Origin of the sequence: Hirschia litorea, from assembly GCF_042665075.1 — a bacterium.
GTDB lineage: Bacteria > Pseudomonadota > Alphaproteobacteria > Caulobacterales > Hyphomonadaceae > Hirschia > Hirschia litorea.
On sequence record NZ_JBHTBR010000002.1, the window covers coordinates 1,270,549 to 1,295,420 of the forward strand.

The 24,872-nt window shown below is 47.6% G+C and carries 19 protein-coding genes; 9 read left to right on the forward strand and 10 right to left on the reverse strand.

Annotated features, from left to right (window positions below; translation table 11 throughout):
* The first annotated feature begins 6 nt into the window (after positions 1-6).
* Positions 7-1,215: a DUF1131 family protein gene (locus tag ACFQS8_RS05990; protein ID WP_382166353.1), complete on the forward strand. Its 1,209-nt coding sequence runs from the start codon at positions 7-9 to the stop codon at positions 1,213-1,215.
* Here the strand turns inward: ACFQS8_RS05990 and ACFQS8_RS05995 are convergent.
* The gene (locus tag ACFQS8_RS05995; RefSeq protein WP_382166354.1) at positions 1,212-2,006 is read right to left on the reverse strand and encodes a sterol desaturase family protein; all 795 of its coding nucleotides are present in this window, start codon (positions 2,004-2,006) and stop codon (positions 1,212-1,214) included. The genes ACFQS8_RS05990 and ACFQS8_RS05995 overlap by 4 nt on opposite strands.
* A gap of 82 nt (positions 2,007-2,088) precedes the next feature.
* Between ACFQS8_RS05995 and ACFQS8_RS06000 the strand changes: the two genes are divergently transcribed.
* Positions 2,089-3,249 (forward strand): DNA cytosine methyltransferase, encoded by a 1,161-nt coding sequence (locus ACFQS8_RS06000; protein ID WP_382166355.1) that lies wholly within the window; start codon positions 2,089-2,091, stop codon positions 3,247-3,249.
* A 171-nt stretch (positions 3,250-3,420) separates the two neighbouring features.
* The gene (locus ACFQS8_RS06005) at positions 3,421-4,929 is read left to right on the forward strand and encodes a hypothetical protein (protein WP_382166356.1); all 1,509 of its coding nucleotides are present in this window, start codon (positions 3,421-3,423) and stop codon (positions 4,927-4,929) included.
* A 57-nt stretch (positions 4,930-4,986) separates the two neighbouring features.
* Here the strand turns inward: ACFQS8_RS06005 and ACFQS8_RS06010 are convergent, their stop codons facing one another.
* From ACFQS8_RS06010 to ACFQS8_RS06035, 6 genes are all read right to left on the reverse strand, one after another.
* On the reverse strand, positions 4,987-5,901 hold the full coding sequence (locus tag ACFQS8_RS06010; protein ID WP_382166357.1) for a hypothetical protein: 915 nt from the start codon (positions 5,899-5,901) through the stop codon (positions 4,987-4,989).
* A gap of 252 nt (positions 5,902-6,153) precedes the next feature.
* On the reverse strand, positions 6,154-6,999 hold the full coding sequence (locus ACFQS8_RS06015; protein ID WP_382166358.1) for a universal stress protein: 846 nt from the start codon (positions 6,997-6,999) through the stop codon (positions 6,154-6,156).
* A 214-nt stretch (positions 7,000-7,213) separates the two neighbouring features.
* A complete protein-coding gene (locus tag ACFQS8_RS06020) occupies positions 7,214-9,421 on the reverse strand; it encodes a 3-hydroxyacyl-CoA dehydrogenase NAD-binding domain-containing protein (RefSeq protein ID WP_382166359.1) in 2,208 nt (735 codons plus the stop codon).
* 13 nt (positions 9,422-9,434) lie between these two features.
* Positions 9,435-10,640: an acetyl-CoA C-acetyltransferase gene (locus ACFQS8_RS06025; protein WP_382166360.1), complete on the reverse strand. Its 1,206-nt coding sequence runs from the start codon at positions 10,638-10,640 to the stop codon at positions 9,435-9,437.
* An 86-nt stretch (positions 10,641-10,726) separates the two neighbouring features.
* Complete coding sequence (locus ACFQS8_RS06030; protein WP_382166361.1) at positions 10,727-12,508, reverse strand: acyl-CoA dehydrogenase C-terminal domain-containing protein; 1,782 nt, start codon at positions 12,506-12,508, stop codon at positions 10,727-10,729.
* Positions 12,509-12,570: 62 nt separating this feature from the next.
* Positions 12,571-13,002, reverse strand: coding sequence for a MerR family transcriptional regulator (locus ACFQS8_RS06035; RefSeq protein WP_382166362.1), 432 nt, complete (start codon positions 13,000-13,002; stop codon positions 12,571-12,573).
* 289 nt (positions 13,003-13,291) lie between these two features.
* On the opposite strand from ACFQS8_RS06035, the gene ACFQS8_RS06040 reads away from it, so the two are divergent.
* From ACFQS8_RS06040 to ACFQS8_RS06050, 3 genes are all read left to right on the forward strand, one after another.
* Entirely contained in the window at positions 13,292-17,326 is a 4,035-nt protein-coding gene (locus ACFQS8_RS06040; protein WP_382166363.1) for a peptidoglycan-binding protein, read from the forward strand.
* 152 nt (positions 17,327-17,478) lie between these two features.
* Positions 17,479-18,399, forward strand: coding sequence for a sulfite exporter TauE/SafE family protein (locus ACFQS8_RS06045; protein WP_382166364.1), 921 nt, complete (start codon positions 17,479-17,481; stop codon positions 18,397-18,399).
* Positions 18,396-19,199, forward strand: a complete 804-nt coding sequence (locus ACFQS8_RS06050; protein WP_382166365.1) for a TIGR02186 family protein — start codon at positions 18,396-18,398, stop codon at positions 19,197-19,199. The genes ACFQS8_RS06045 and ACFQS8_RS06050 overlap by 4 nt, the downstream gene beginning before the upstream one ends.
* 15 nt (positions 19,200-19,214) lie before the next feature.
* Here ACFQS8_RS06050 and ACFQS8_RS06055 read toward each other — a convergent pair whose 3' ends face one another.
* The 3 genes from ACFQS8_RS06055 to ACFQS8_RS06065 all read right to left on the reverse strand — a co-directional run bounded on the left by ACFQS8_RS06055 (position 19,215) and on the right by ACFQS8_RS06065 (position 21,519).
* Positions 19,215-20,150: a succinylglutamate desuccinylase/aspartoacylase family protein gene (locus ACFQS8_RS06055; RefSeq protein WP_382166366.1), complete on the reverse strand. Its 936-nt coding sequence runs from the start codon at positions 20,148-20,150 to the stop codon at positions 19,215-19,217.
* Positions 20,151-20,253: 103 nt separating this feature from the next.
* Complete coding sequence (locus tag ACFQS8_RS06060) at positions 20,254-21,249, reverse strand: alpha/beta fold hydrolase (protein ID WP_382166367.1); 996 nt, start codon at positions 21,247-21,249, stop codon at positions 20,254-20,256.
* A gap of 69 nt (positions 21,250-21,318) precedes the next feature.
* Positions 21,319-21,519 carry a hypothetical protein gene (locus ACFQS8_RS06065; RefSeq protein WP_382166368.1) on the reverse strand — a complete coding sequence of 67 codons (201 nt, stop codon included), beginning with the start codon at positions 21,517-21,519 and terminating at the stop codon, positions 21,319-21,321.
* A gap of 259 nt (positions 21,520-21,778) precedes the next feature.
* On the opposite strand from ACFQS8_RS06065, the gene ACFQS8_RS06070 reads away from it, so the two are divergent.
* The 3 genes from ACFQS8_RS06070 to ACFQS8_RS06080 all read left to right on the forward strand — a co-directional run bounded on the left by ACFQS8_RS06070 (position 21,779) and on the right by ACFQS8_RS06080 (position 24,825).
* Positions 21,779-22,486 (forward strand): hypothetical protein, encoded by a 708-nt coding sequence (locus tag ACFQS8_RS06070; RefSeq protein WP_382166369.1) that lies wholly within the window; start codon positions 21,779-21,781, stop codon positions 22,484-22,486.
* Positions 22,487-22,631: 145 nt separating this feature from the next.
* Entirely contained in the window at positions 22,632-23,465 is an 834-nt protein-coding gene (locus ACFQS8_RS06075) for a carbonic anhydrase (RefSeq protein ID WP_382166370.1), read from the forward strand.
* A 238-nt stretch (positions 23,466-23,703) separates the two neighbouring features.
* Complete coding sequence (locus ACFQS8_RS06080) at positions 23,704-24,825, forward strand: S1 family peptidase (protein WP_382166371.1); 1,122 nt, start codon at positions 23,704-23,706, stop codon at positions 24,823-24,825.
* Positions 24,826-24,872: the final 47 nt, after the last annotated feature.

Genomic DNA, 24,872 nt, shown 5'->3' on the forward strand with positions numbered 1-24,872 from the left:
CTTATTATGATTTCCAAACCAATATTTGCCGCCCTTTGCGCGATGGCTGTAAGCTTGTCCGCTTGTTACGATGATGATGACGGTGCCCCTGCGATTGCGCCAAAATCCTTTCAGACATCTGCCGACCTATCGCCCAACGCGAGCACTCGCGAAGAAATCGACATTGTGCGCGATGATACGGGCCGCCCAAAATCGCATGCTTTGCTCGGCAAACAAATACCCGACTTTTCTGCCAAGTTATCTTCAGGAGGCCAGATCACACAGGCTGATCTTAAAGGCCGCTGGACCATCATCAATTTCTGGGGATTATTCTGTCATGACAGCTTGAACGATGCTGCCTATGCAAACGCCCTTAAAACAGCTTTAGAGCAAGACCCAGACGTGGGCTATCTATCATTCCACACAGCCCCGCAAGATTACAAAACAAGCACCAACAAAACCAAAATATTTGGCAAGTGGGGTTCCGTTGACGCCTTCTTCAAAGACAAGGGCTATAGTGAATATCCTGTCGCGCTTGATCCAGACGCCACTATTCGGGAAGCTTTTAAAATAATTTGGACGCCCACCTACCTTATTGTCGGGCCAGATCTAACCATCGAAGCTTTCCGCACAGATTTATCCATCGACAATCCCAACGGAATTAAAGACGTTGTGCGCCAAATTCATGAGATCCGGAAAAGCAAGTCAGGTGATAAATCAGCTTTATTACCGACAAAGCCCGCTATCAGCTCAGCCCCGGCCTCTACTATCTCCAGCGTCGGTGTCGCAGGATTAGCAGACCAAACTCCTTTTGACCTGTGGGCCATTAAACAAGCTTTTGATGGATACGAAGTATTCACAGGTAAATCTGAAAAATCCCCTTACTTTGAGGTTCACAGTACAGATGGCCTCGTCATGCGCATTAAAGCCGATGAGACAGGAGACTGGGTTGGAGCCGCTATCGCAACAGCGCGGGAATTTAAAGGACCACTTGGCGAAACAATCGGCGTCTCTCTCCTCGGAGAAATCCCAAAAGATATTTTGGGTGAATGTCAGCTAGGCCAAGACACTTATGCAGATGCCCTGTTTTGCCGCGCCGACAGCATCTCCCGTTTTGTACGTGTTTTCCGTCTTCCAGAATATTACGACCATACGCAAGGCATGCCACCAGAAGACATTATGAACGCCTCTCAGCTCATCGAGATGCGTTTCTTACCGCCTAATCGCGCAATCTAGTTTTCAGTTCGCAAGGGTTGAATGAATAATTGATCCGGTCGCTGATCTTTCTGCGACTGGAAATTCACTTGGCCGATCTGCGCCTTTCCTGCTTCGGAAAACTGCGCCGTATATGTTCCAAATATCCGATCCCATATCGATAAGAAAAAACCGTAATTAGTATCACTCTCCTTTTGCAAAATTGAGTGATGCACCCGATGCATTGCAGGAGTCACGATGAGCGGCCGCAACACAGAATCCAACCTATCGGGCAGTTTCACATTTGCGTGATTAAACAAAGCACTCGCATTCAAGACGATCTGAAACCACAAAACAGCCTCAGCACTCGCCCCTAGCAGAATTACAACAGCCACCTTCCAGCCAAGGGACAGAGCTATTTCAGCGGGATGAAACCTCAGAGCTGTTGATACATCGACATCGGGGTCGGTGTGGTGGACGCGATGCAAACGCCATAAAAAACCTATCTTATGCGTTGCTACGTGCTGGGCCCATATCGCTAGATCCAACGCCAGAAAACTCAACACAAAAACACCCCAGGCAGGAAAGCTAGAGAATTGATTTAAAATACCAAAATCATTATTCTTTGCCCAAATCGCTATAACTGCCAAACCCAATGGCAAAATTAATTTGGCGAAAAAACCTCCAAGAAAAAGCAACGCAAACGCACCACTCCAGCGCTGCATACGTTTCATTTTACGTGTCCTGTCAGGCAACACAGTTTCAAGAATTGCAAACGTAATAAATACGCCTAAAAAACTGCCAAATCGGATAAAAGCTTCATAATTTTCCATTCTGCAAACTTAGGCAGTTTCATTTCATTCCACAATCAGGCTTTTAGCTTTGGCAAGTTTGCGCAATGTTGGCGCTATGAAAATGTCTGATTCTCTTTTTCCTAAGAATGACCTTCCCCGCGTGCTGGAATTTTTCGCAGGCGGCGGCTTTGCCCTTAAAGGTTTAGAGGACAGTTTTCACTGCGTTTTTGCCAACGACAATGATCCGTTGAAAGCGCGTGTCTACGGCAAGAATTTTGGATCAGCAGGCTTTGATACCAGCGATGTCTGGGCACTATCTCCCAATAAAATACCTGATGCAGAGTTAGCATGGGCTTCTTTCCCATGTCAGGACATTTCCATTGCAGGCTATCGCAAAGGCTTAAACGCACCTCGCTCCAGCGCCTTTTGGGGCTTTTGGCGCTTGATTGAAGCTATGAATGATGATGAACGCGGGCCCAACACATTAGCGCTGGAGAATGTTGCCGGGCTTATCTCCTCCCGCCGTGGGCGTGATTTCATCGCAGTCGTGGAAACGCTCGCAGACGCAGGATATCGCGTAGGTGCCATGGTGATTGATGCAGCTCTTTTCAGTCCGCAATCCCGTCAAAGATTGTTTATTATCGCCCACAAGGGACGTATCCCCGACGGTTTGGAAAGTAATCACCCCGATCCCTTATACCATCCTGAAAACTTACAAAAAGTCGTCGCACGTATGGACCCCACTTCCCGCCTCGCATGGACATGGTGGAAGCTTCCCAAACCCGATGCGCGCACAGTCATGCTCGAAGATGTCCTCGATAGAAAAGTGCCTCAGGCGCAATGGCGTTCTGAAGAGGCCACACAAAAACTCATAGACCAAATGTCACCCGCCCACCGCGCAAAATTTGATGCAGCCCTGAAACAGAAAACATGGCGTGCTGGTGCCGTCTATCGACGTATCCGCATGGAAGATGGCAGCAAAGTCCAACGCGCCGAAATTCGTTATGATGGATTAGCGGGGTGTTTGCGTACACCTGCTGGTGGCTCTTCAAAACAATTGCTAATGATCACTCACAAAGGCAAAGCACGTCTGCGCGCTTTAAACGCAAGAGAGGCAGCGCGCCTGATGGGATTGAATGAAGATTATATTCTGCCTGAAAAAGAAACACCTGCCTTGCAAGTTATTGGCGATGCCGTGAGTGTACCTGTCGTAAAATGGCTATCAGAAAACCTTTTATCTCCACTCACAAAGGCCCATCTTTCAAATACAAATGAGTCATAAAAATCACATTTTCTAGTTCTAAATCATGATTGGCCCTGTTCATGCATGTAATAAACCGTCCGATGACTGCATTTAATTGAGTTATCGGCTTGAATTGACCATATTGACGTCTTTCGGCATACGCTTATCAGGCTTATATCAGTTTCAAACTACACCATTTAAGAGATCACTTTGACCATGCTTCACATCTCGACACAAAAACTCATCGAGAAACTTCTGGAACGCACCCAGAATGGTACAATCGACTGGAAAGAACGTGTTCCTGACGGTGTCATTCTGGAAACAGAAGGGTATGTAGTCGAACTTATTCGTGAGCCACTCAATGTGCGCTTGTCACAAACCAATGGCCGCGTGCTTGAAGATGTCTCGCATGATGACCTGAAAGCAGCTCAAAATGCTGAAGGCCGCAATTTTGCTGATATCGTAACAGAACTCACACGTGAAGCTGATCGCTTTGCTCGCGGAACAGAACAAGCCATTGCATCAATTCTTGATGCCGTTGAATCAAGCACAAAACCAGTTCTAAAATCAAAACCTGTCTTCTTGGGTCAGCCCAAAGAAGAAACGCCAAAATCAGCGCCCGTCCCTGGCCCAAATACAGATACTGCAATAATTGAAGATACAGCTTCAACGCAGGTTGGATCTGTTAGCCAAACTTACAACATCGACCCCTACACCAAAGAAGGTATGAGTGCGGCTGTTGGCAAAATGGTTGCTGAGATAAACGGTGCCCCTGCAGGTGACGAGCTGGACACACTCAGCACCGAAGAAGATGCCGAGCAGGCAGAGACCTCAAAGGCACCAGATACCGATCAGGATGCTAGCACTCCGGTCGCTGCTACCGAAGAAACACCAACAGGAGCTGTTTCAACCGACATCACGCCTGATGAAGCAATAGAAATTGAAGATGATCAAGAAGACGAAATCATCCCTGAATTTAAAACGCACGTCGTAGAATCGCGCCCCGCTGTCCCAGTAACGCCGTCTATGACAACGACGCTATCAGAGCCTGAAACCCCTTCTATCGACGCAGAAGCCCCTCTTCAGGCACCAGGCATCGACGCGGAACTCCCCGAACTAGAGGATAGCGCAGGTCTACCTAATCTGCCTGATATGCCAGATTTAGGAGAGCTAGAGACCTCTCTTCCAGCAAGTGAAATTGAACTTCCAAAAGCAGATATTTCTGACACAGAAGTCCAAGAGCCATCACTGCCAGAGGAAGAAGAAACCATCGCGCCTCCTCCTCCTTTGACTATGGAAACAGAACTACCAGACCTTCCAGAAGACATCTTAATTGATGACCTTCCTGAAGACTTAGACGCACCTACACCTCTGCCGGAGGCCACATCAGAACCTGTAGCTGAGCATGCCGAAACCATCGCTGAGCCAGCCCTAGCAGAACCAGAACCAGCGCCTCAACCTGCTGCGGAAAAGCCAGCTTTAGGCTTTAGTTTCCGCAATAAAGTGACAGCAACCGGCTTCACAATCGGCGGCAATATCGGAACGCTAATATCTGGTGTGCCTGATGATGTCCGCCAACGCGCTGACGATCACGAACGCATGGTGCGTGTACAGCGTGAAAAGGCTGAGGCAGAAGAGCGTGCTCAAAAAGCAAAAAAAGCCGCCGATGACGCTGCAAATGCACGCAAATCATCTATTGGCTTCAAATCTTGGTCATAGTGCCTTCAAGATTTATTTAGCTAAGAATTTACAATCACTTATTAGTGTGAGCTGCGCTTATGGACGGCAATTGCGCGGCAGCAAATATCCCGTTAGCTGGTTATCTACCAGTACAGCCTCGGCCTTCAAACACGCACGTGGAGGCGGTCCACTTTCGACGCGCAAGAAACGACCAGATACATTCATCCAATCTTTTTTCTTACTTCCTTCAAGTGGTTCAATCGATTCAACACCGCCTGTATCTTTGGCAATACATATAAACTCATTGCGCTTTGCAGTTTCCAAAACAAACGCTGTTAGTCCCTCTTCGCGAGGCTGCATAGCCGTCACTAGGGCTTTGCGGGAGGCATCCTCATATTGCGCTTCCAAGGCTTCAAGACAATAATCAGCTTCAATCGCATATATACCGATCTCACGTGTCCAATTTGAACTTTCCGCTTCTTCTGGGTCAGCTTCCGCATCAACCGTTTGTGTCTCGCCACGATACACACAGCCTTGATACACAACTTCATCATGGATCACAGAAATAGCGCCGCGCACTTGCTCATTTGCTTGTGCGTTTTCACAAGCTCCAGAAGTGATTGAAATAGTCATTCCATCCAAGGTGAAAACATCTGTTCCATTTTCTTTGGATGGCTCCCCAACTTGAGCTTCAATTTCAGGAAGTCCTAAACGTTGAAAAATGAACCAACCATCGTTTAATTCCAGACGCCAAAAAGGCTCTTGGCCTGCCGCATAGAAAGGCGGCTTAATTGCCCAATTTGATACATCTAGCTCAACATTGTTTTCTTCTGGAGCCACAAGTTCGAACTGTTCTGGGATAACATATTGTGGTGCATCAGTTTGGGATTGTCCTTCATCGGCACCAGCATCTTTGTCCTGTTCAGCGCCTTGCCCACATGAAGCCAATGCTAAAGCGATTGGAAAAATAAAACCAATTTTTGATAGCCATTTTTTTTGCATGCGCTTCATGAACAAATCCCGTCCCCTTTAATTCGCTGCGGCATTGTATTAACCAACAACCCTCGAAGGTAAATGACTAATTCCCCATTAGAGCTGCAGTATTTAAACAAAGCCGAAATTAAACGCGAGAAATAGCAGCGACACGTTGAAAATAGGCATAATTTCAAGGTCTCTTACATAAATTCCATCTAATTAGAATCACACACACAGCTATTCATCGCATTAGGCCTAACCTACTCGAATACTGGTAAGAAATCTAACTTAGTGCGCAATCGCTAAAGCTGGCCCGTCCTCAGCGCGAAGCAAACTACGGCTAACACCCCCAAAAATCATTTCTTCAACCCGCGAATGCCCAAAAGCACCAGCAACCAAAATGCCTGCACCTTCATCCTTAGTGAGCTTTAACAGCCCATCAGCAACACTTCCTGAGAACTGTCTAACAGTGGTTGCCATCCCTCTCACCTCAAGCCATTCGCGAATACGCTCGCTACTCTCCGGCGCATGCTTATCTTCTAAATTGAGCTTGTCGCCATTTTGCGCAATCACCACACGATCAGCACTACAGATAACGCGTTCGTGCAATGCCACGGCGCGGGCAGCTTCTGGACTTCCATCCCACGCAATTACAATGGTTGAAAGATTAGGGTCTTTATCCGTCCCTGCGATAATCACCGGCTGACGTTTAGACATAAGCGTATGCTCAAATGCGACACCATATGGGCCTGAAGCACGTCCGCAATCATGAGGAAATACCAACCCAGCAGATAATAGCGCAGCCCCAGCAAACTCTTGCTCTGGAACCCCAACAATGTGCCGCACCGACATCATTTTCGGCTCAATATGTTCACGTAAGCACACTGCATTAAAGGCGGTTTCGAGTTTCTCGCAAGTATTCCTTTGCGCGTCTTGAATGCTGCTCATCACAACACCGCTATTTGGCATATAAAGGCCAATACCCGATCCCGTCATCAGCAATGATCCCGTTGGATCAGGCATCGCGGTCAAACCCTGAATTTTTGTCTTGAGTCTCTGAGACAGTCGGCAAGCTAAAACATTCGCTTCTTCCATGAAGTCAGCGCCTTCAGTCAAAGTCAAAAATACACTCATCTCACACCTCCAAATTCAAGTTGATATCTAACAGGCTTAAAAACCATTTTTTAATTATGGATTATTGCATATCTGCACTTAAAAGCACAGACGCAGTGTCAAAGCCGTATTGTCACACGCTCCTTTTTCTCAAAAAAGAAGCCGAGCAACATTAACGTTGCTCGGCTTCATTCGATCCATGGATCTATAATAAATTTAGTTCATAAGAACCGACCTACTTTCCAGCAGGTGGGAAACGCTCGTAGAAAGTTTGGCCTTTTTCCGCCATTTCACGCAACATCGCTCCGGGACGGAAACGATCACCATGTGCTTCAGCCAGACGGTCAGCCTCTTCAACAAAGGCTTTAATGCCCCATTTCAGATCGATATAGGATACCGCACCACCCGAGTAAGGCGCAAAGCCCCACGCAAGAATAGACCCGACATCTCCATCACGCGCATCCGTGATCACACCTTCTTCAAAACAGCGTGCTACTTCAACACTCTGGCGAACAAGAAGACGTTTAATCAGTTCTTCGCGCATTTCCGGCGGACATTCAGTCGTTTTCACTTCAGCATAGTCAGCAAGCCCTTTCCAGATTTCTGAAGGCTTCCCTTTCTCGTCATAGTCATAAAAGCCTTTGCCAGCCTTGCGGCCAACACGCGCTTTATCTTCAACCATCCAAGCCATTAAAGCGCCCAGCGGATCGTCATTGTAATCCTTGCCTTCAGCTTCGGCCATTTGGCGACCAATTTTCAATGCTGTATCAAGACCAACACTGTCAGACACTTCCAATGGTCCCATTGGCATGCCTGATTGGCGTCCTACATTTTCAATAATGGCTGGAGCGATGCCTTCATTCAGCATTGTCAAACCTTCATGTGTGTAGGTGCTAAAGCAGCGTGAAGTGTAGAACCCACGGAAATCATTGACCGCAACAGGTGTCTTTTTAATTTTCAAGACATAGTCAATCGCTTTAGCGAGCGTCTCTTGAGTGGTTTTCTCACCCATGATGATCTCAACAAGCCCCATGCGCTCTACCGGTGAGAAGAAGTGAATACCGATAAAGTTTTCTGGGCGTGCTGACGCTTCTGCAAGACCTGTGATTGGCAATGTGGATGTGTTTGACCCCATCACTGCGATATCAGCAATTTGCGCTTCACATTTAGCTGTAACTTCGGCTTTAATCTTTGGGTTTTCAAAGACAGCTTCAATCACGAGATCAGCACCTTTAAGCGCATCATAGTCCGTCGTTGGTGTGATCAAGGAGAGCAAAGCTTCACCTTTTTCAGCTGTCATGCGACCACGCTTAACAGCTTTGTCAACGATTTTTTGCGAGTATTCTTTACCGCGATCTGCAGATGCTTGCTCCACATCCAAAAGCACAGTTTCAATGCCCGCAGCAGCTTGCACATAAGCAATCCCTGCCCCCATAAGACCTGCACCCACAACACCGACTTTCTTAATCTCGTATTGTGGTACGCCCTCTGGACGCGAAGCCCCTTTAGACAGATCCTGAAGGGATTGGAACAATGTCCGCACCATGCCTTGAGCTTCTGGTGTCGCAACTGTTTTCGCAAAATAACGGCTCTCGATTTTTAGAGCAGTATCAAACGGAACTTGCAGCCCCTCATACACACAAGAAAGGATATTTTTCTGCGCTGGGTAGTTGCCGTAAGTTTCCTTTACCAGCATTGCATTCCCAACAGTCAGAGCCTGCGTTGCGCCTGCTTGTCTGTTTGGCACGCCACCTGGCACTCTAAACTTGTCATCATCCCAAGGCGCTTTAGCTTTTGGATTTGCAAGCACCCATTCAGATGCTTTTTCAACCAGTTCCGCACTTGGCGCAGTTGCATGCACAACACCAAGACCTAATGCATCTTTTGGTGCCATAGACTTACCTTGCAGAAGGTAAGGCGCTGCCGCCTGTAATCCTGTCAAACGCGTAAGACGCTGCGTTCCACCAGCACCCGGAAGCAGACCGATCTTAGCTTCAGGAAGCGCAAGTTTAAGTTTTGGGTTGTCATCAGCTACTATTCGGTAGTGACAAGATAGCGCCAATTCCAAACCGCCGCCCATAGCAAGACCATTAATGGCAATTGCCACTGGCTTACCGCACGTTTCTAGCTCACGGAACACACGGTTGAGTGTGAATGCTTGGTTGAAAACAGCTTCATAGTCTTCAGGTGTTTTTGCTTTGTTTGCGAGGTAAAGCAGCGTTTGCATTTCACCAAGATCTGCTCCGGCACAAAAACCAGAATCCTTACCTGATGTAATCACAAGACCTTTTACAGCCTCATTTTCAGCCGTTTCTTTTGTGATCGCTTGAATGTCAGCAATCGCCTCTTTTGTCAGCGTGTTCATAGAACGCTCTGGCACGTCAAACTTTGCTACCGCAACGCCATTTGCACCAATCTCATAGGAGAATGTTGTGAGTTTCATGTGTCAGTCTCCCTTATACGCGCTCAATAACGGTTGCAGTACCCATTCCGGCACCAATACACAGTGTCACCAGAGCTGTTTCTTTGTCAGAACGCTCTAGCTCATCAACCATTGTTCCAAGGATCATCGCGCCTGTTGCACCCAAAGGGTGTCCCATAGCAATCGCGCCACCATTCACGTTCATTTTGTCGTGCGGAATGTTGAAATGCTGCATCATACGCAAAACAACAGCTGCAAACGCTTCATTCAGCTCAATCAGATCAATGTCTTTAATGTCCATTTTCAGCTTACCAAGAAGCTTCTCTGTGACATCCACAGGCCCCGTCAACATGATTGTCGGCTCAGAACCAATCGAACAGAAACCTTTCATGCGCGCGCGAGGTTTAAGCCCCATACGCTCACCCATTTCCTTCGTACCAATCAAAACAGCACCTGCACCATCCACAATACCCGATGAGTTACCGGCGTGGTGAACATGGTTCATTTTTTCAATTTCTGGGTAACGCTGCAGAGCAACAGCATCAAACCCAAGCTCACCCATCATGGTGAAACTTGCATTTAGGCCTGCAAGCGATTGCATATCCGTACCCGGACGCATGTGCTCATCATGATCCAGCAAAATGCCGCCCATTTGGTCTTTCACAGGAATGATGGATTTCTTAAATCGTCCCTCTTCCCATGATTTTGCAGCACGCTTTTGGCTTTCAACAGCGTATGCGTCACAATCATCACGAGAGAAACCGTATTTAGTTGCGATGATATCTGCTGAAATACCTTGAGGTACAAAGCGAGATTTTATCGCCGCAGACGGATCGACAGGCCATGCACCACCATTTGAGCCCATGGGCACGCGGGACATTGCTTCCACGCCACCACCAATTGCCATTTCAGCTTCACCAGTCATCACTTTGGCAGCAGCCATGTTACATGACTCAAGACCGGAAGCACAGAAACGGTCAATCTGAACGCCCGCTACTTTCTCATCATACCCAGCATTCAAGACCGCAATACGCGCAATATCAGACCCTTGCTCACCAATAGGTGCCACACATCCAAATATCGCATCATCAATCTTGGATGTATCAAGGTTATTGCGGTCGCGCAGCGCTTCAAGCACTTGCGTCGCAAGAGATAGCGATGTGGTCTCGTGCAAGGAACCATTCGCTTTTCCTTTTCCGCGCGGCGTTCTTACCGCATCAAAAATATATGCATCTGGCATTCTTGTTTTCTCCCGTGCGCGGCAGCTCACCTGCCGCTATTATAGAAGTCTAAAAAGAGTAGACGTTATTGATATAAGGCGTCCGATTAGAATTGCGATTCCTCAAGAAGGAAGAGCGGTTCAGCACCTGTTTTTACTTTTGCCAGATGCGCCGCAACGTCAGGCAACATGCGCGTCACAAAATAACGCCCTGTCGCTAGTTTTTCTGCATAAAAACCGTCGCCAGAATCTTTCTTCTCAAGCGCAATTTTCGCCATACGCGCCCACATGTAAGCAAATGTCGTATATCCAAAAATGTGCAGATAATCGTGTGACGCAGCAGCAGCATTGTCTGGGTTTGTCATGCCGTTCTGCATCAGCCACATTGTCGCTTCTTGAAGCTGGGCTTTAGTCGCCTTCAAGCCATCAACATATAGCTTCATGTCTTCGCTATCGTTTTCAGCAATAAATGCGTCTAATTCAGCGTTGAAAGCCATAATTGCGCGGCCACCTTTTGAAGGCAATTTGCGCCCCACAAGATCAAGCGCCTGCACACCATTTGTACCTTCGTAAATAAGCGCAATACGACAATCACGTACAAATTGTTCCATTCCCCACTCTTTTGTGAAGCCTGAACCACCGTGAATTTGCTGCGCATCAATACAGCCTTGCAATCCTTTATCCGTGAGGAAGGCTTTTACGATTGGCGTCAACAAGCCCATGTAATCGCCTGCTTTTTCGCGAACAGCCTCATCTTCAGAACGATGCTCAAGGTCGTTTTGAAGCATTGTCCAATATGCAAATGCGCGAGCACCTTCATTAAAGGCTTTTTGGTCCATCAACATGCGGCGCACATCTGGATGCACGATCACAGGGTCAGCTGGTTTATCTGGCGCTTTAGGACCGGAAACAGAACGGCTTTGCAAACGGTCTTTAGCAAAATCAACAGCGTTCTGATATGAAATTTCAGATTGCGCCAAACCTTGCAAACCAACGCCCAGACGTGCAGCGTTCATCATCACAAACATTGTACGCATGCCTTTGTTTGGCTCGCCTACAAGATATCCCGTTGCACCATCATAATTCATCACACATGTCGCGTTTCCGTGGATACCCATTTTCTCTTCTAGGCCACCACATCCACACGCATTGCGTTCACCTGGATTGCCATCAGCATCCAGAATGAATTTCGGCACGATAAACAGAGACACACCTTTAATACCTTCAGGCGCGCCTTCAATTTTAGCCAAAACAAGGTGAATGATATTGTCTGTAAAGTCGTTCTCACCACCAGAAATCCAGATCTTCTGACCTGATATTTTGTATGTTCCGTCAGCTTGTGGAACAGCTTTGGTCTTCATCATTCCCAAATCAGTACCACAGTGAGGCTCAGTCAGGTTCATTGTACCTGCCCACTCACCCGATACCATCTTAGGTAGATAGGTTTCTTTCTGTTCTTGAGAGCCGCCCGCTTCAATAGCAGAAGCCGCACCGTGAGTTAGTCCCGGATACATAGCAAACGCCATGTTCGCAGATGACATCATCTCACTGACAGCGACATCCAACACGTGTGGCAAACCTTGACCACCAAATTCAGGGTTGGCTGAAAGCGTTGTCCATCCACCTTCTGTCATGGCTTTATAGGCTTCAGGGAAACCATCAGGGGTCTTCACACTTCCATCGCTATTGCGCACAACACCTTGGTTGTCACCGACGACATTTAGAGGATGAAGCACTTCTTTTGTGAATTTCGCACCTTCATTCAAAATGGCATCCACAAGGTCTTCTGACAAATCAGAAAAGCCTGGGAGATTATTGTATGAGTGTATGTTTAGAACTTCATTTAGGATGAAGCGCATATCGCGCACGGGAGCGTCATAACGAGGCATAGTGTCACCTGCTTTTGATAAAAACGTGTTTAAGATTCAAAATTTTAGAACGATACTGGAGTTTATTCCGCCGCATCAGCAGCGGTATTCACTGAACTCGTTTTGCGGATCGGCGTGTCATCATTACTTGGCTTGGCCAAGTGGTTTTCAATGAGCCCGATATTCTCGTTGATCTGCGCAATTGCGCCATCAATATCTTCGCGTTGTTTTTGAAGTTTCGTTACTTGATCGCGGAAACGCTCAAGCATCAACTCCATCTGAACACGCGGTCCTTCTAAATTATACACATCAAGAAGTTCACGAATTTCAGAAAGCGACAGCCCAATATTTTTCCCCTGCAAAATCAATTGCAAGCGACCACGATCTTTATACGAATAAACGCGGTGCATTCCATTTCGAGTAGGATGCAATAAGTCTTTATCTTCATAAAAGCGTAGTGCACGCGGCGTGACACCAAACTCTTTAGCGAGTTCACCAATGCTGTAAGAACGCATGTTTTCTCCCGTCTTTGCCTGATATTTTTATTGGCTTATTTACAACCAGCTATACCTAACCATTACGTGAACGTCAAGTGATATTTCCAAACTAAACGCAGTCACGAGACGAACACATCCCCACCCCAGCTGGTTAAAATTTACCAATTGTGAAGAAAACACTGAAAATTCTGCCTATTGGCGCATTCTATTAACCCCCTTTTAAGACAGATCACTGCATTCATTGATTTGAATATAATTTGCCAGAGTTGATTAACTCGGCGTTAGTAATTTTAGACTGGAGCCAAGGATGGGGAATGCACCTTGGAGTGTTAAAGGGATCGACCCTAAAGCCCGTGCAAAAGCACGTGAGCACGCTCAACGAGATGGCATAACTCTTGGAAGTTATCTGAACCGCCTTCTATTAGAAGATAGCGGCGAATCCGACACGGAACAGTCTTACTCCCCTCTCAACCCAATCATGCGCGGTGAAGCTGGTGCTGAACGTGTGTCTGAAGTTGCTGAGACGTTGGAAGAAATTGCCCGCCGCATGAATGCTGGCGAAAACCGCTCAACCCAAGCGCTCGCAGGCGTGGATCAATCCATGCTCACTCTGCTCAATCGTCTAGAATCTACCGAGCGCACACAAGCAGGCATGTCTACCCGTTTTGACAGCGCACTAAACGACATGCGCACAACGCATGCCTCGCTTGAAGAACGCCTAGATTCACTCAGCCGTAAAGACAATTCCCGCCGCATGCTTGATGCTATGCGTGCGCTGGAAGGTGCGCTTACCAAGCTCGCAAAGCAAGTTCACGACACGCAAGATCAAGTTACCAATGAACAAGATGCATTACGTAACGATGTTGAACGCGGCGTGTCTCACCTTTCCAAAGAAGTCGACAATATCTCTCGTCGCGTCGATGACTCTGTCTCCGATGCAACAAAACGATTAGGCCGTGAGTTCACAGATCGCTTAGGCTCAATGGAGAGCCGTCTTAGCGAAACCACACGCAAACAAGATGAAAGCCTTTCCCGCATTGATCGTGTTGAGCGCAACACTGATGACCGGCTTCGCGATGTTTTAGGCCGCACAGAAAATGCGCTTGATGTTGCCCGCGCGCAGTCTCGCAAATCTGAAGAGCGTTTTACAACTTTAGAAGACCGCCTAAACAACACTCACCGTACAGCCGAGAATGCATTAAAATCTTCTCAGTCTTCATTCAATGATCTGCGCGACAGCTTAAAATCGTTTGCATCTCACACCGATGCCAAACTCGATGAAGCGTTGAACACTGCTGATAGCGCCATGTCTATCGCGCAGCGCCAAGCCACCGAGACATCAGATGAGATAAACCGCCGCAACAAAGAACTAGCAGACAAGCTGTTCGGCAGCATCAGCGACGTAGAAGAGCGCCTATCATCGGCACAGCAGAACGTTACCTCAATGTTTGCTAAAGTGTCAGATGTGAGCAATCGCGTCGAAAAAGCGGAACAATCAGGCAAATCATCAGAAGACGCATTAGCGACACTTCAAGCAGCGATGGAGCGCATAAACGACCGCTTCACAGCTGCCGAAGAAAGCAAAGCCAATGCAATCTCAACACTCGAAAAATCATACTCTTCGCTTGATGAGCGCTTAGATGAAGTTCAGGAAAAGGTCGGAGAAACGTCAAACCTCAGAACTGAATTTGAAGAAAAGCTGTCTGCGATCGCTGACAATTTCTCAAAATCAATTGAAGATACACGCGCTCGTACTGAAGAAATTGTAAGCCAAAACAACAATGTACAACCTGCTGCTCTAGAATCTCTGCAACAGCAGATGGAAATCGTGCAAGCAGATATCGCAGCAGCAGAAGATCGCCAGCTTCAAGCGGTAGAACTCATCACGAGCCAATTTGAGCGCCTATCAGAAGCATTAGATGAACGTCTTCGCAGCGTCGAAGAGCGCAATCCGTCTGAAAGTATTGCAAACGAGCTACGTCAAGAACTCAACAATGTAACGGACACTATCAATAACCGCCTTCAATCCATCGAAAGCGGTAAGAATGCGCAAATGGGACCGCTCGCTGATCAAATCAGCAAAATTGCAGCGCACATGGAAGAGCGCCTCAACGATACGAATGAAAAAATAGACGAAAACCAACGCCGTAGCGCAGAAGCCATTGAGCAAGTTGGTGAGCATGTCGCGCGCGCTACAGAGCGCCTTCAAGCCCGCAATGAAGACGCATTTGAAAACATATACGACAAAATTGACGAAGTATCCCAGGAGACACGCACGCATGTGTCTTCTGCTATGGAAGATATTGAGCGCCGCCTACAAGAAGCGCGTGAAGAATCTGCGCGCATCGTTTCTCCTGTGCAAAACACGGTCTCTTCGCTTGCGCAACGTTTAGAAGACATGTCGCCGCAATCAGACGATGAAGCTGAATTTGACGCTGGCATTGCTCCTCCTCCACTTCCTAAATCAGACAAAGAAACATCTGACGTATCTTTGGATGGTTTTGACACATTCATTGAAGATGATGATTTGGAAGTTGATGCCGACGATTCTGAAATGTTGTCAGACCTTGAAGAAAGCCAGTCAGATGCAGCAAGCATATTTGACGACAGCCTTGTTGAAGATATTGCTGCGCCGCCTGTCTTTGAAGATGAATATATTACTTCGGTTCAAGAGGATAACTCAGCCGACGCACAAAGCGCGACTCTTAAAGATGAAGACATTGCAGACCTTGCCTATAATGCACGCAGAGAATTTGCAGCAGAACTAGCAGAGCAACGCGCTCAGCTTGAAGAAGAAGCAGAACTCTTCCGTCAGAATGACGAAGCTACTGATGCTTTCACAGATGAAGAATCCACATCTGCCCCAGCACATAAATTTGGCGATTCCGATACAGATGCCTTCACTTCATCACTTGAGCTAGAATATGAAGCAGACCTTCCACCCGAAAGCGCTGCTTATCATATGCGCTCTGACGAAGGACTGGATGATGACCCGTTTGGACGCGCCAGCAATAATTCATCAGACTTCTTAAACGAAGCGCGCCGCGCCGCTAAAGAACGTGGTGCAGATAATCGAGCGGCTATTTCTGGAAACGAAGACCGCAAAAACAGTAAACTTCCAATGGTTGCAGCAGGTGTATTGGCTGCGGCAGTTGTTGGCGGCGCTGGCATGATGGCCATGCGCGGAAAGCAAGTAAATTCCGATGAAGCTTTCTCTGTTACACCGCCTAAATTTAACCCAGACGCCTCAGACGCAAACGCATTTAGCGAAGATGAAGACACATTGTTTGATGCAAGTGAAGAAGCCTTAGATACACAAGCCAGCCTAAATTCGACTGATCTGGTGGATGATGAGACCGGCGCTCAGATTGATGAACAGCTCTTATTCCCTGAAGATGCTAAAATTCTAACATCTGAAAACATCCGTGAAGCAAACCCACAGGAAGCAACACCAACTTCTGCGCCTTCAAAACGCGTTTCACCTTTGGATGCCTTTGCCTCTTCTCGTACGAACGCAGCGGAAGCACCGGCACCCGCAGCTGTCACTCTAGAATCAGCTGCTGAAGCAGGTTCACCAATTGCGCTACATGAACTGGCAATCAAACAATTGGCCGCTGGCGAGAAAAAAGTTGCAGCCGAAACAATGCGCAAGGCAGCAGACCAAGGTCTCGCAGCCGCACAATATCGCATGGGTAAACTTTATGAACGCGGCGAAGGTGTCCCTCGTTCGATTAAAGAAAGCCGCAAGTGGACAAAACTATCAGCTGAAAACGGCAATGTGAAAGCAATGCATGATCTAGCGGTATTTTATGCTGAAGGCGAAGGCGGCGAACAGTCTTTCGTCGGTGGTGTTGAATGGTTCACACGCGCTGCTGAACATGGCCTCATCGACAGCCAATACAATCTTGGTGTGCTCTATGAGCAAGGCTTAGGTGTTTCAGCCGACCCAGCAAAAGCAGCTTACTGGTTTGAAATTGCAGGCCGGAATGGTGATGCAGATGGTTCTCGTCGCGCACGAGACATTCTTAAAAACCTCTCACCTGCTGAAGCACGTAACGTCACGAGCAAAGTTGATAACTTTATTCCACGCGCAGTGAATGGCATCGCAAATGGACGCTTTGGTGCGCAGGCTTGGAATGCTCCCGTTAAAACTCAAATTGCAGAAGCGCAACGCCTTCTCTCTCGTATTACGGGCACACAATTGAGCGCGGATGGCATCATGGGCCCGCAAACACGTGAAGCGATTCGCACGTTTGAAATGCAAAATGGCTTTGAACCAACAGGTGATATTTCCGATTCCCTGATGCAGCAATTGCGTTCTGTAGCCTCAAGCGGAATTTAGGCTGAGGTCAAAACACTTATGTGATTGATAAGAGACGGAATAATTTATTTTGTCTCTTATTGGCTCCATGGGAAGACTTTTCTTTAGATATTGCTAGTTTTATCCAGTAAGAGTGGTTGCAATACTTTCTTTGCGACCCCATGGAAAAAGACATGCAGATACACCTACCCATTGCCGAAATAGCTGTTGATCCCTTTGTGATCATTGCCATCGGAGCGGGTGTAGGGTTTGTGTCGGGCTTGTTCGGTGTGGGAGGTGGCTTCCTGCTCACCCCTCTTTTAATGTTTGCAGGCGTACCGGCTGTTGTTGCCGTTTCTACGCAAGCCAACCAAGTTCTCGCAACTTCAATCGCAGGCGCATCTGCACACTGGAAGAACCGCGCGGTCGATGTCCGCATGGGCCTCTATATGATGTCCGGTGGTTTAGTGGGGTCAGGGCTTGGGGTATGGGTTTTTAAAATACTCCGATCCTCTGGCAATATTGATGAAGTTATCGCCATTTCATATGTGGTTTTTCTCGGCATTGTCGGCGGCCTTATGTTCTGGGAAAGCATCGGCCCCGCGCTCGGCAAAGGCGGTGACGGCAATAAAGATCCCAAACGCCGCAGCGCTATGCGCAAATGGACGCGTGCCTTACCATTCAAGCGACGCTTTCCAAGGTCTGGCCTATATATCAGCATGATCCCGCCAATCCTAATTGGATTCTTTGTTGGCTTCCTCGCAGCTGTACTTGGCGTCGGCGGCGGATTTATTCTCGCACCAGCAATGGTGTATCTATTAGGTGTTCCGACACGTGTTATGGTTGGTACATCCCTGTTTCAAATCATTTTCCTAACTGCGTTCGTGACCTTCCTACAAGCTGCGGTGAACCAAACAGTCGACATTGTTCTTGCGGCGGTTCTCATGGCTGGTGGCGTGGTTGGTGCTCGTCTTGGTGCAGCAACAGGACAATACTTAAATGCCGCACAATTGCGCTTCCTACTTGCCCTTGTCGTGCTCGCAATGGGCGGAAAAATCGCTTTCGACCTCTTCTTTGGTTCAAACGCAGAATTTACCTTGGAGGCACTCAAATGAGATTACGCCTCTCATCCCTGCGCATAGCTATTTTTGCAAGTCTAACTGCAATCTTCGCTGGCAACTGCCCGCTGACGCTTGCAGAAGCTCCGCCCCAAAAAGAAGGCAAACCTCACTTAACGTCGAAACCACGCCTTTCGGCTGCACTATCAGAACCTGAAATCAAGGTAGATGTAGATTTTTCCGGCACGCGCATCACCCTGTTTGCTGTGTCTGATGAATGGGATAACCCCAATGTCGCTTTTGCCGTCGCACTTGTCGGCCCGCACCGGCCCTATGTTGTTGTGCGCCAAAAGGAAAAGACAAAAGAGCGGTTTGAATTTGTCTCTGCTCCCGCCGTGCTCGCAATCGCAACAGAAACAACTCTGCGCGAAGAAGGCTCAAATGAAGCCTTCATCATTGCAGGCGTAAACCCACGCTATAGCGCCATGCCCGCTCCCGCAGATATGACAAATCCAAATCTTGCAATGTGGCGCAAAGCATTTGCAGATTTAAAAGCTGAAGATGGATTATTCAGTACCCATGATACGGGACTTGAACGTCTCGATGGCGGTCTTATTCGTGCAGACATAGACTTACCTGCCGCCGCTCCCCCAGGCGAATATGATGTGCGCATTTTGCTCTTCCAAGACGGCGTATTACTCGCTGAAGCGGAAACACCTCTCACCCTATCTCGCAAAGGTGTAGAGCATGCATTATTTGAGCTGTCGCACGACCACCCATATTTCTACGGCATTCTTGCCGTCTTGCTTGGCTGCATGGTCGGATGTATCGGCGCATTGATGGGCGGCAGACGTTAAGTCTGCCTCTTACTTCTATCCTAATCGGTTCGATGGTCGCGCAAGTGTCAAGATAGATTCCCCAATCTTGCCACCCACTTTGGGAAACATCGCAATCACGCCTTCTTCATCAAGACTGAATAATTCCCCACCAACACGCATTATCGGCTCACCTTTGGGCAAGACGTCAAAATTGCTGATATTATCGACAAGCAAACCATCATCTTCATGCGATTTAATCACGACATCATAAAGCTCATAGCATTCAAATCCGCCATCAACTTTTGGGATCTCGCCGCTAATCATACCCAAGCCTACAAGTGCGCCTCGAATGGCAGATACACCATTATCAATACAATCTGGCGCATCATGCTGACCACACTCAACCGTGCACGCATAACCACCAGCATTGCGCATATATTCTGTCATTCCAACACTCTTTTCTAGGGCAGGATAAGGGTCATCTGTCTTCCCGATCGACGCGTTAAAGTCTGCCAATGCGCGATTGTATGAACCCAACCAACCATGCAAAACGCGCTTAATCCCCACAGACGCTCCAAAAGCTGTTTCTGCTTCCTCATGAGCAAAAGGCTCAAGCCCGTCTTGATTATCCTTTGGTCCCAAAAGCGCAAATGCACCTTCGCCCTTTCGAAAGCTATGGAGGTCCAACAACACATCATGATCGGCAAGTAAGGCGCGCACGGCTGGTACAATCTTGTGCTCGCTTAGCTCACCCAATGCCTCAACGCCCATACAGCGGTTAAGGTCTACATCCACAAAACGTGTGTTTTGTGCACGCGCAGCTTCATTCACAACAGGTACGAGCGTTACACGTCCTTTTTTCAGGACACGATCCCATCCCTCAAGAAATGCGCCGATTGCATCTGGTCCGGCGCGTTCATCCCCATGCACCGCGCCCGTAATCACTAAGGCTGGCCCCGCGACACCAGAATCAAATACATATTTTTCCATGAGAAGCCCGCCTTGAATTTACGCGTTCGCGCATCATTCTTCGATGCTTGAACATTGGGCGGGACGTTATTTTCTCAACGCAAAAAAAGCAATGCTCCCACGTCTATTGCGACGACGTGACAAAGCGCGTTATTTCTTCAGCAAAGGCCTCGGGTTGATCCAGCATCACATAATGGCGTGCATCCTCAATCATTCGTAAATCTACGCCTTTGAGGTTGGCATAATTCATTTGATAAACGCCCGCCACCACAGCCTTAGGAAAGCCTGCGCTTTCGTCAAATGCATACACCACTGTTGCAGGAATTTTGATATTTGACACTTGCTTACGAAGATCCTGTGTCAGCACATCATACATTATATTAGCGACAGCCGCCCGATCCGATGTGACTGTCCATTCAGCGGTAAGGGCTGCATGTTCTGCCGACTTAGACAGACGCTTCATCGCAGCAATCTGGCTTTCTTCAAATTCAGCGTCCGTTTGCGCCAACATCTCATCGCGCGCTTTTTCCGCCGCAGGCACCATATTCTTCTCTGTTGCCATAGGATTTATCAGCACAGAAAAGAAAGGCAGCACATCAACACTCATGATTTTAGAAACGGCATCTTCATGAGAAATCGCCACCATGAGCGCTACAATGCCGCCCATAGAATGACCTATTAATATTGGGTCATCCATTTGCTCGGCATAAGCAGCCACTTCATCAGCCAGCGCAGATAAAGCGCCCGGCTCCGCATTTGCACCCGCTTGGGAGCCTGCAAACCCATTTACGTGCAAAACATGCACTTCAAAATCGTTTTCCAATTGATCACGTGTCGCATTCCACACCTCAGGAGAGGATGCGAGGCCGGGAAGCAATATAATTTGCGGCTTATATTCAGAGGATTGTTCAGCGATTTCGCCGTAAACATGAGCTTGGAAGCGCGTAGGGACAAATTTATCAACCATACCCGCTTGGCCATTCATTTCTTTTGCCTCCTCCGAAACCATTGTGTCCGGAGGCGATGTTTTTTCATCAGAAGGTGAACAAGCAGCAAGCCCTAAACTCATCAAGAGGGCTATACCTGTGTATGCAAGTCTATGTGAATTATTCCAAGCCATGAAACCCTCTCCCTATTATATTATAGGGAGACTGACGCATCATATTGAAAAATTCAACACTTGTTTAATTTAGATAGGGCGTGCATTTCCAAATGCAGCCAAAACATACCCAAGAACATCACCGAAAGTCTGCTTAGACTTTGTAACTGTTGGTTCAATATTGGTTTCAACAGATGATTTCACATTTGTTGGAATAAATGCTGTCAGGTAAAAGCCGCCCAATGGAAAAGACATTGTCTCTTGTGCTTGGTTGTTTTCAATCTGGCTCATAATCACTTCCCTATTCATTCCCTCGCAAAGTCTATGCTTGCTTAGGTGTATATTTGGCGCTTCATGTCTGCGCTCGAGAAAAGATATACCTTAACCCTAGGGATGCGAAAACAGATAATACATCAAGACTGATATGCATAATGGTATATCTTTATCACATTCATATAGCCATATTTTTGTCTATATTTTATTGTCATTTATCGAATATCGAGAATACTGCTCTAATTCCCAATCCTCAGCATCCAGAAGTGAGCTACACATGTTTTCCCCACGCGCGAGATTTTTATCTATTCTCCTTCCGGCCTTTGGATTGGCAATGCCGCTAAGCGCAAATGCAGACCCCACTTGGCCACACCTATTTAAGGAAGCCGCTTTGCCTAAAAGTGACGCGACACCTGCCAAAGTCAGTTACCAGTCTGAAATTATTCAAGTGGATGATGAGGAATGGGGAAAGTTAGTTTATCAAATCGAAAACTCTGCTGAAACAGGCATAAAAGTTCGAGTTGAAACCTTCCCAACCGAAGGCGACCAAGCCGATATAGAAGAAGAATTAAACGAAGACCAAGACGGCGAGATTTGGTGCGATGATTACAACGAAATTATCGGCGGCCCTGTCGAATTAGTCTCAGAAACAGATTCAGAAGCCATTTTCAGTTTCAACGCAAATGCAGATTCGGCTGAAGACAAACAAGAACGGAAAATCCTCGGCAAAACCCGTATAACCGTGAATGTGGATAAATCACTCAAGGAAATTACTCAGTTTAAGTATGAGCTGACAGAGTCGGTTAAGCCGATGATGGTTGCAAAGATAGACACATTTGAACTCGTAGGAACGTGCGCATCGCATGAAAACGGACGCCCTATCGTCACTAAAGTTGCTACAAAAATCACAGGTCGAGCTATGGGACAAAGTTTCGGTCAAAACTCATTACAGACCTTTAAAAACTTTACGGTATCAGCTCAATAATTAGCGCGCCCCTATTGCGCGGAATGACGCGGCAAACCGAACGTAAACCTTTCAGAAAAGAAATAGCGCCATTGTAAAACGTAAAACTTGGCTAAACCTTGTTATCATCAAGGGGCCAAGCTTACGTTATACAAGGAAGACGTTTATGCGCCGCCCGCTTCTCTGGTCGACTATAATTGCGATTTCAACCGTCACAATGACGGCCAACGCTGTCAGCCCACCGACAAACACAGGCGGCGGACATAACGCCCAGACACCTCACGCGCAGCACGCATCAACGACATCCAATGCCAGTCGTCATAGCTCAACACATTGGGATTATTCAGGACCACGCGGGCCAGAACATTGGGGCGAAAAAGATAGTGCAAATGCAGCTTGTCAGGTCGGCACACAACAATCACCCATTGATATAAACTCAACGACACCAGCATTCGCGTCTGCGCCGCAAATTGACTGGAAGCCCATTAAGCATGGCGATGTCGTTAATAATGGACACACACTCCAGCTAGATGTGAAAGATGCAGGCGGGATCACGCTCGACGGCAAGTCCTATGAGCTTATGCAATTTCACTTTCATACCCCATCAGAACACACAATCCATGGGCGGCACTTCCCTATGGAGGCACATTTTGTTCACAAGGCAAGCGATGGCACGCTTGCAAACATTGCTGTGATGTTTGCTGAAGGAGCTAACAATGCCGAACTTGACCCTATGTGGTGGTCAGCGCCGCTCTCAGAGGGCAAGGCAGCCGTCGCTTTCAACCTCGATATGGAAGATCTTCTCCCCACCAATCGTGCTGCATTTCGTTACCAAGGCTCCCTTACAACACCACCATGTTCAGAAATCGTAAGCTGGACCGTTTTACAAACACCATTAAGCGTTTCAAAAACCCAAATTGCAGCCTTTAGAGCTTTGATCGGGGATAATGCGCGGCCAACACAGCCACTTTATCGCCGATTTGTGCTTGAAACACCTTAGGGCCAACGACCTCACAGCCACCCATAAAATCATCTAAAACTCTCAAGAATTGTGCGAGAGAATTAGGCGTTTTGTATAAAGCATAACGCCTAACAGCTGAATCTTGTTGGGTTTGCCAAAAAAATTGCGTAGAAAGAGCCAGCAGGTCAAATTCAAGACCAATATTTAAGGGGCTACTACCAGCCATTAGGTGAAGAACCACTGGATCTGGTAAATGGTGATGGACTGGGAGACGCAAATGAAAATTACATCCATTCTGCTAGCAGGCATTGCTAGCCTATCCTTAATGGGATGCGATGTTTTAATGATGCCAGAAGGCACACCGCCGCCTCCACCGGACCAACCGCCGCCGCCGCCGCTTGAGGGTGACTTTGAAGAGTTTCCCGCATTACCAGAAGAAGCTGTACCACCTGCTGGCGACGCCCTTGAAACCTCACAAGTCTACACAGACCTTGCAGCGATCAATGCGGTTGCGTGTACATCTGTTGGCACTCCAGTCCCGACTCAAACCATTGCACAAATCGCAAACGCGTCAGCGCCTCAATCGGCTATAAATGATGCAACTTCCAGCAATGTTGTTCAGCCTTCTGTTGTGGGAGCTGTTGGCGGAGCTTTGTCTCTCTCAGCTATACGCGCTGATTTCCCCGGAATTGTAAAATTAGAGCCACGCAAAAACATCTCTGAATCAAGTTATTCGAGCGGGCATTGCGGTGCCACCCGCATCTCAAACAATTGGTTTGTGACGGCGGCTCACTGCCTCGATGAGCAATATGATGTGACAGTCCTCAAAGTCGGACATGAAAAGCTAGATGGCCCAGTTGTGCGTGAAGTGGAAGCTGATTGGGCTGCTTGTCACGCAGCTTATGGCGGACAAGAAGGCGGTCTAGCAAACGATATCGCGCTTGTGCATGTCACAGACGAAACCGCCGACAGCTTAGTGGACATCCCTATTGCGACGCTCCTAGCAAGTGAAGATTCACTTACGCCCCTCACCACACCTCAAGCCAAAATGGCTGGATGGGGTCTCACCTCTCCAGGCGGCAGCCTCTCCACGACCCTTTTAGGAACATATGTTGACGTCAAATCCGTTGGGCCAGCCATTATTAAAGTTGGCTCTATCGAAGGCAAAGGCCCATGTGTAGGCGATTCAGGTGGTCCACTCTTTGTCGATAGTGAGCAAGCCCAACCCGTTTTATGGGGTGTACTGTCAGGTGTAGAAAAAGGTGAAAACGCTGCCTGTTCTGGTGATTATCTTGCCCGCTACACAAACCTGCAAGGTTACACAAACTGGCTCAATAATGTGATGATGGCTTGTTCAAGCAATCCCGCATTGTGCCAAAAACCGGGTAATGCGTCCTAATTCACAAAAATATCTGAATTAACCGGAACAAAACTATAGCATAATGC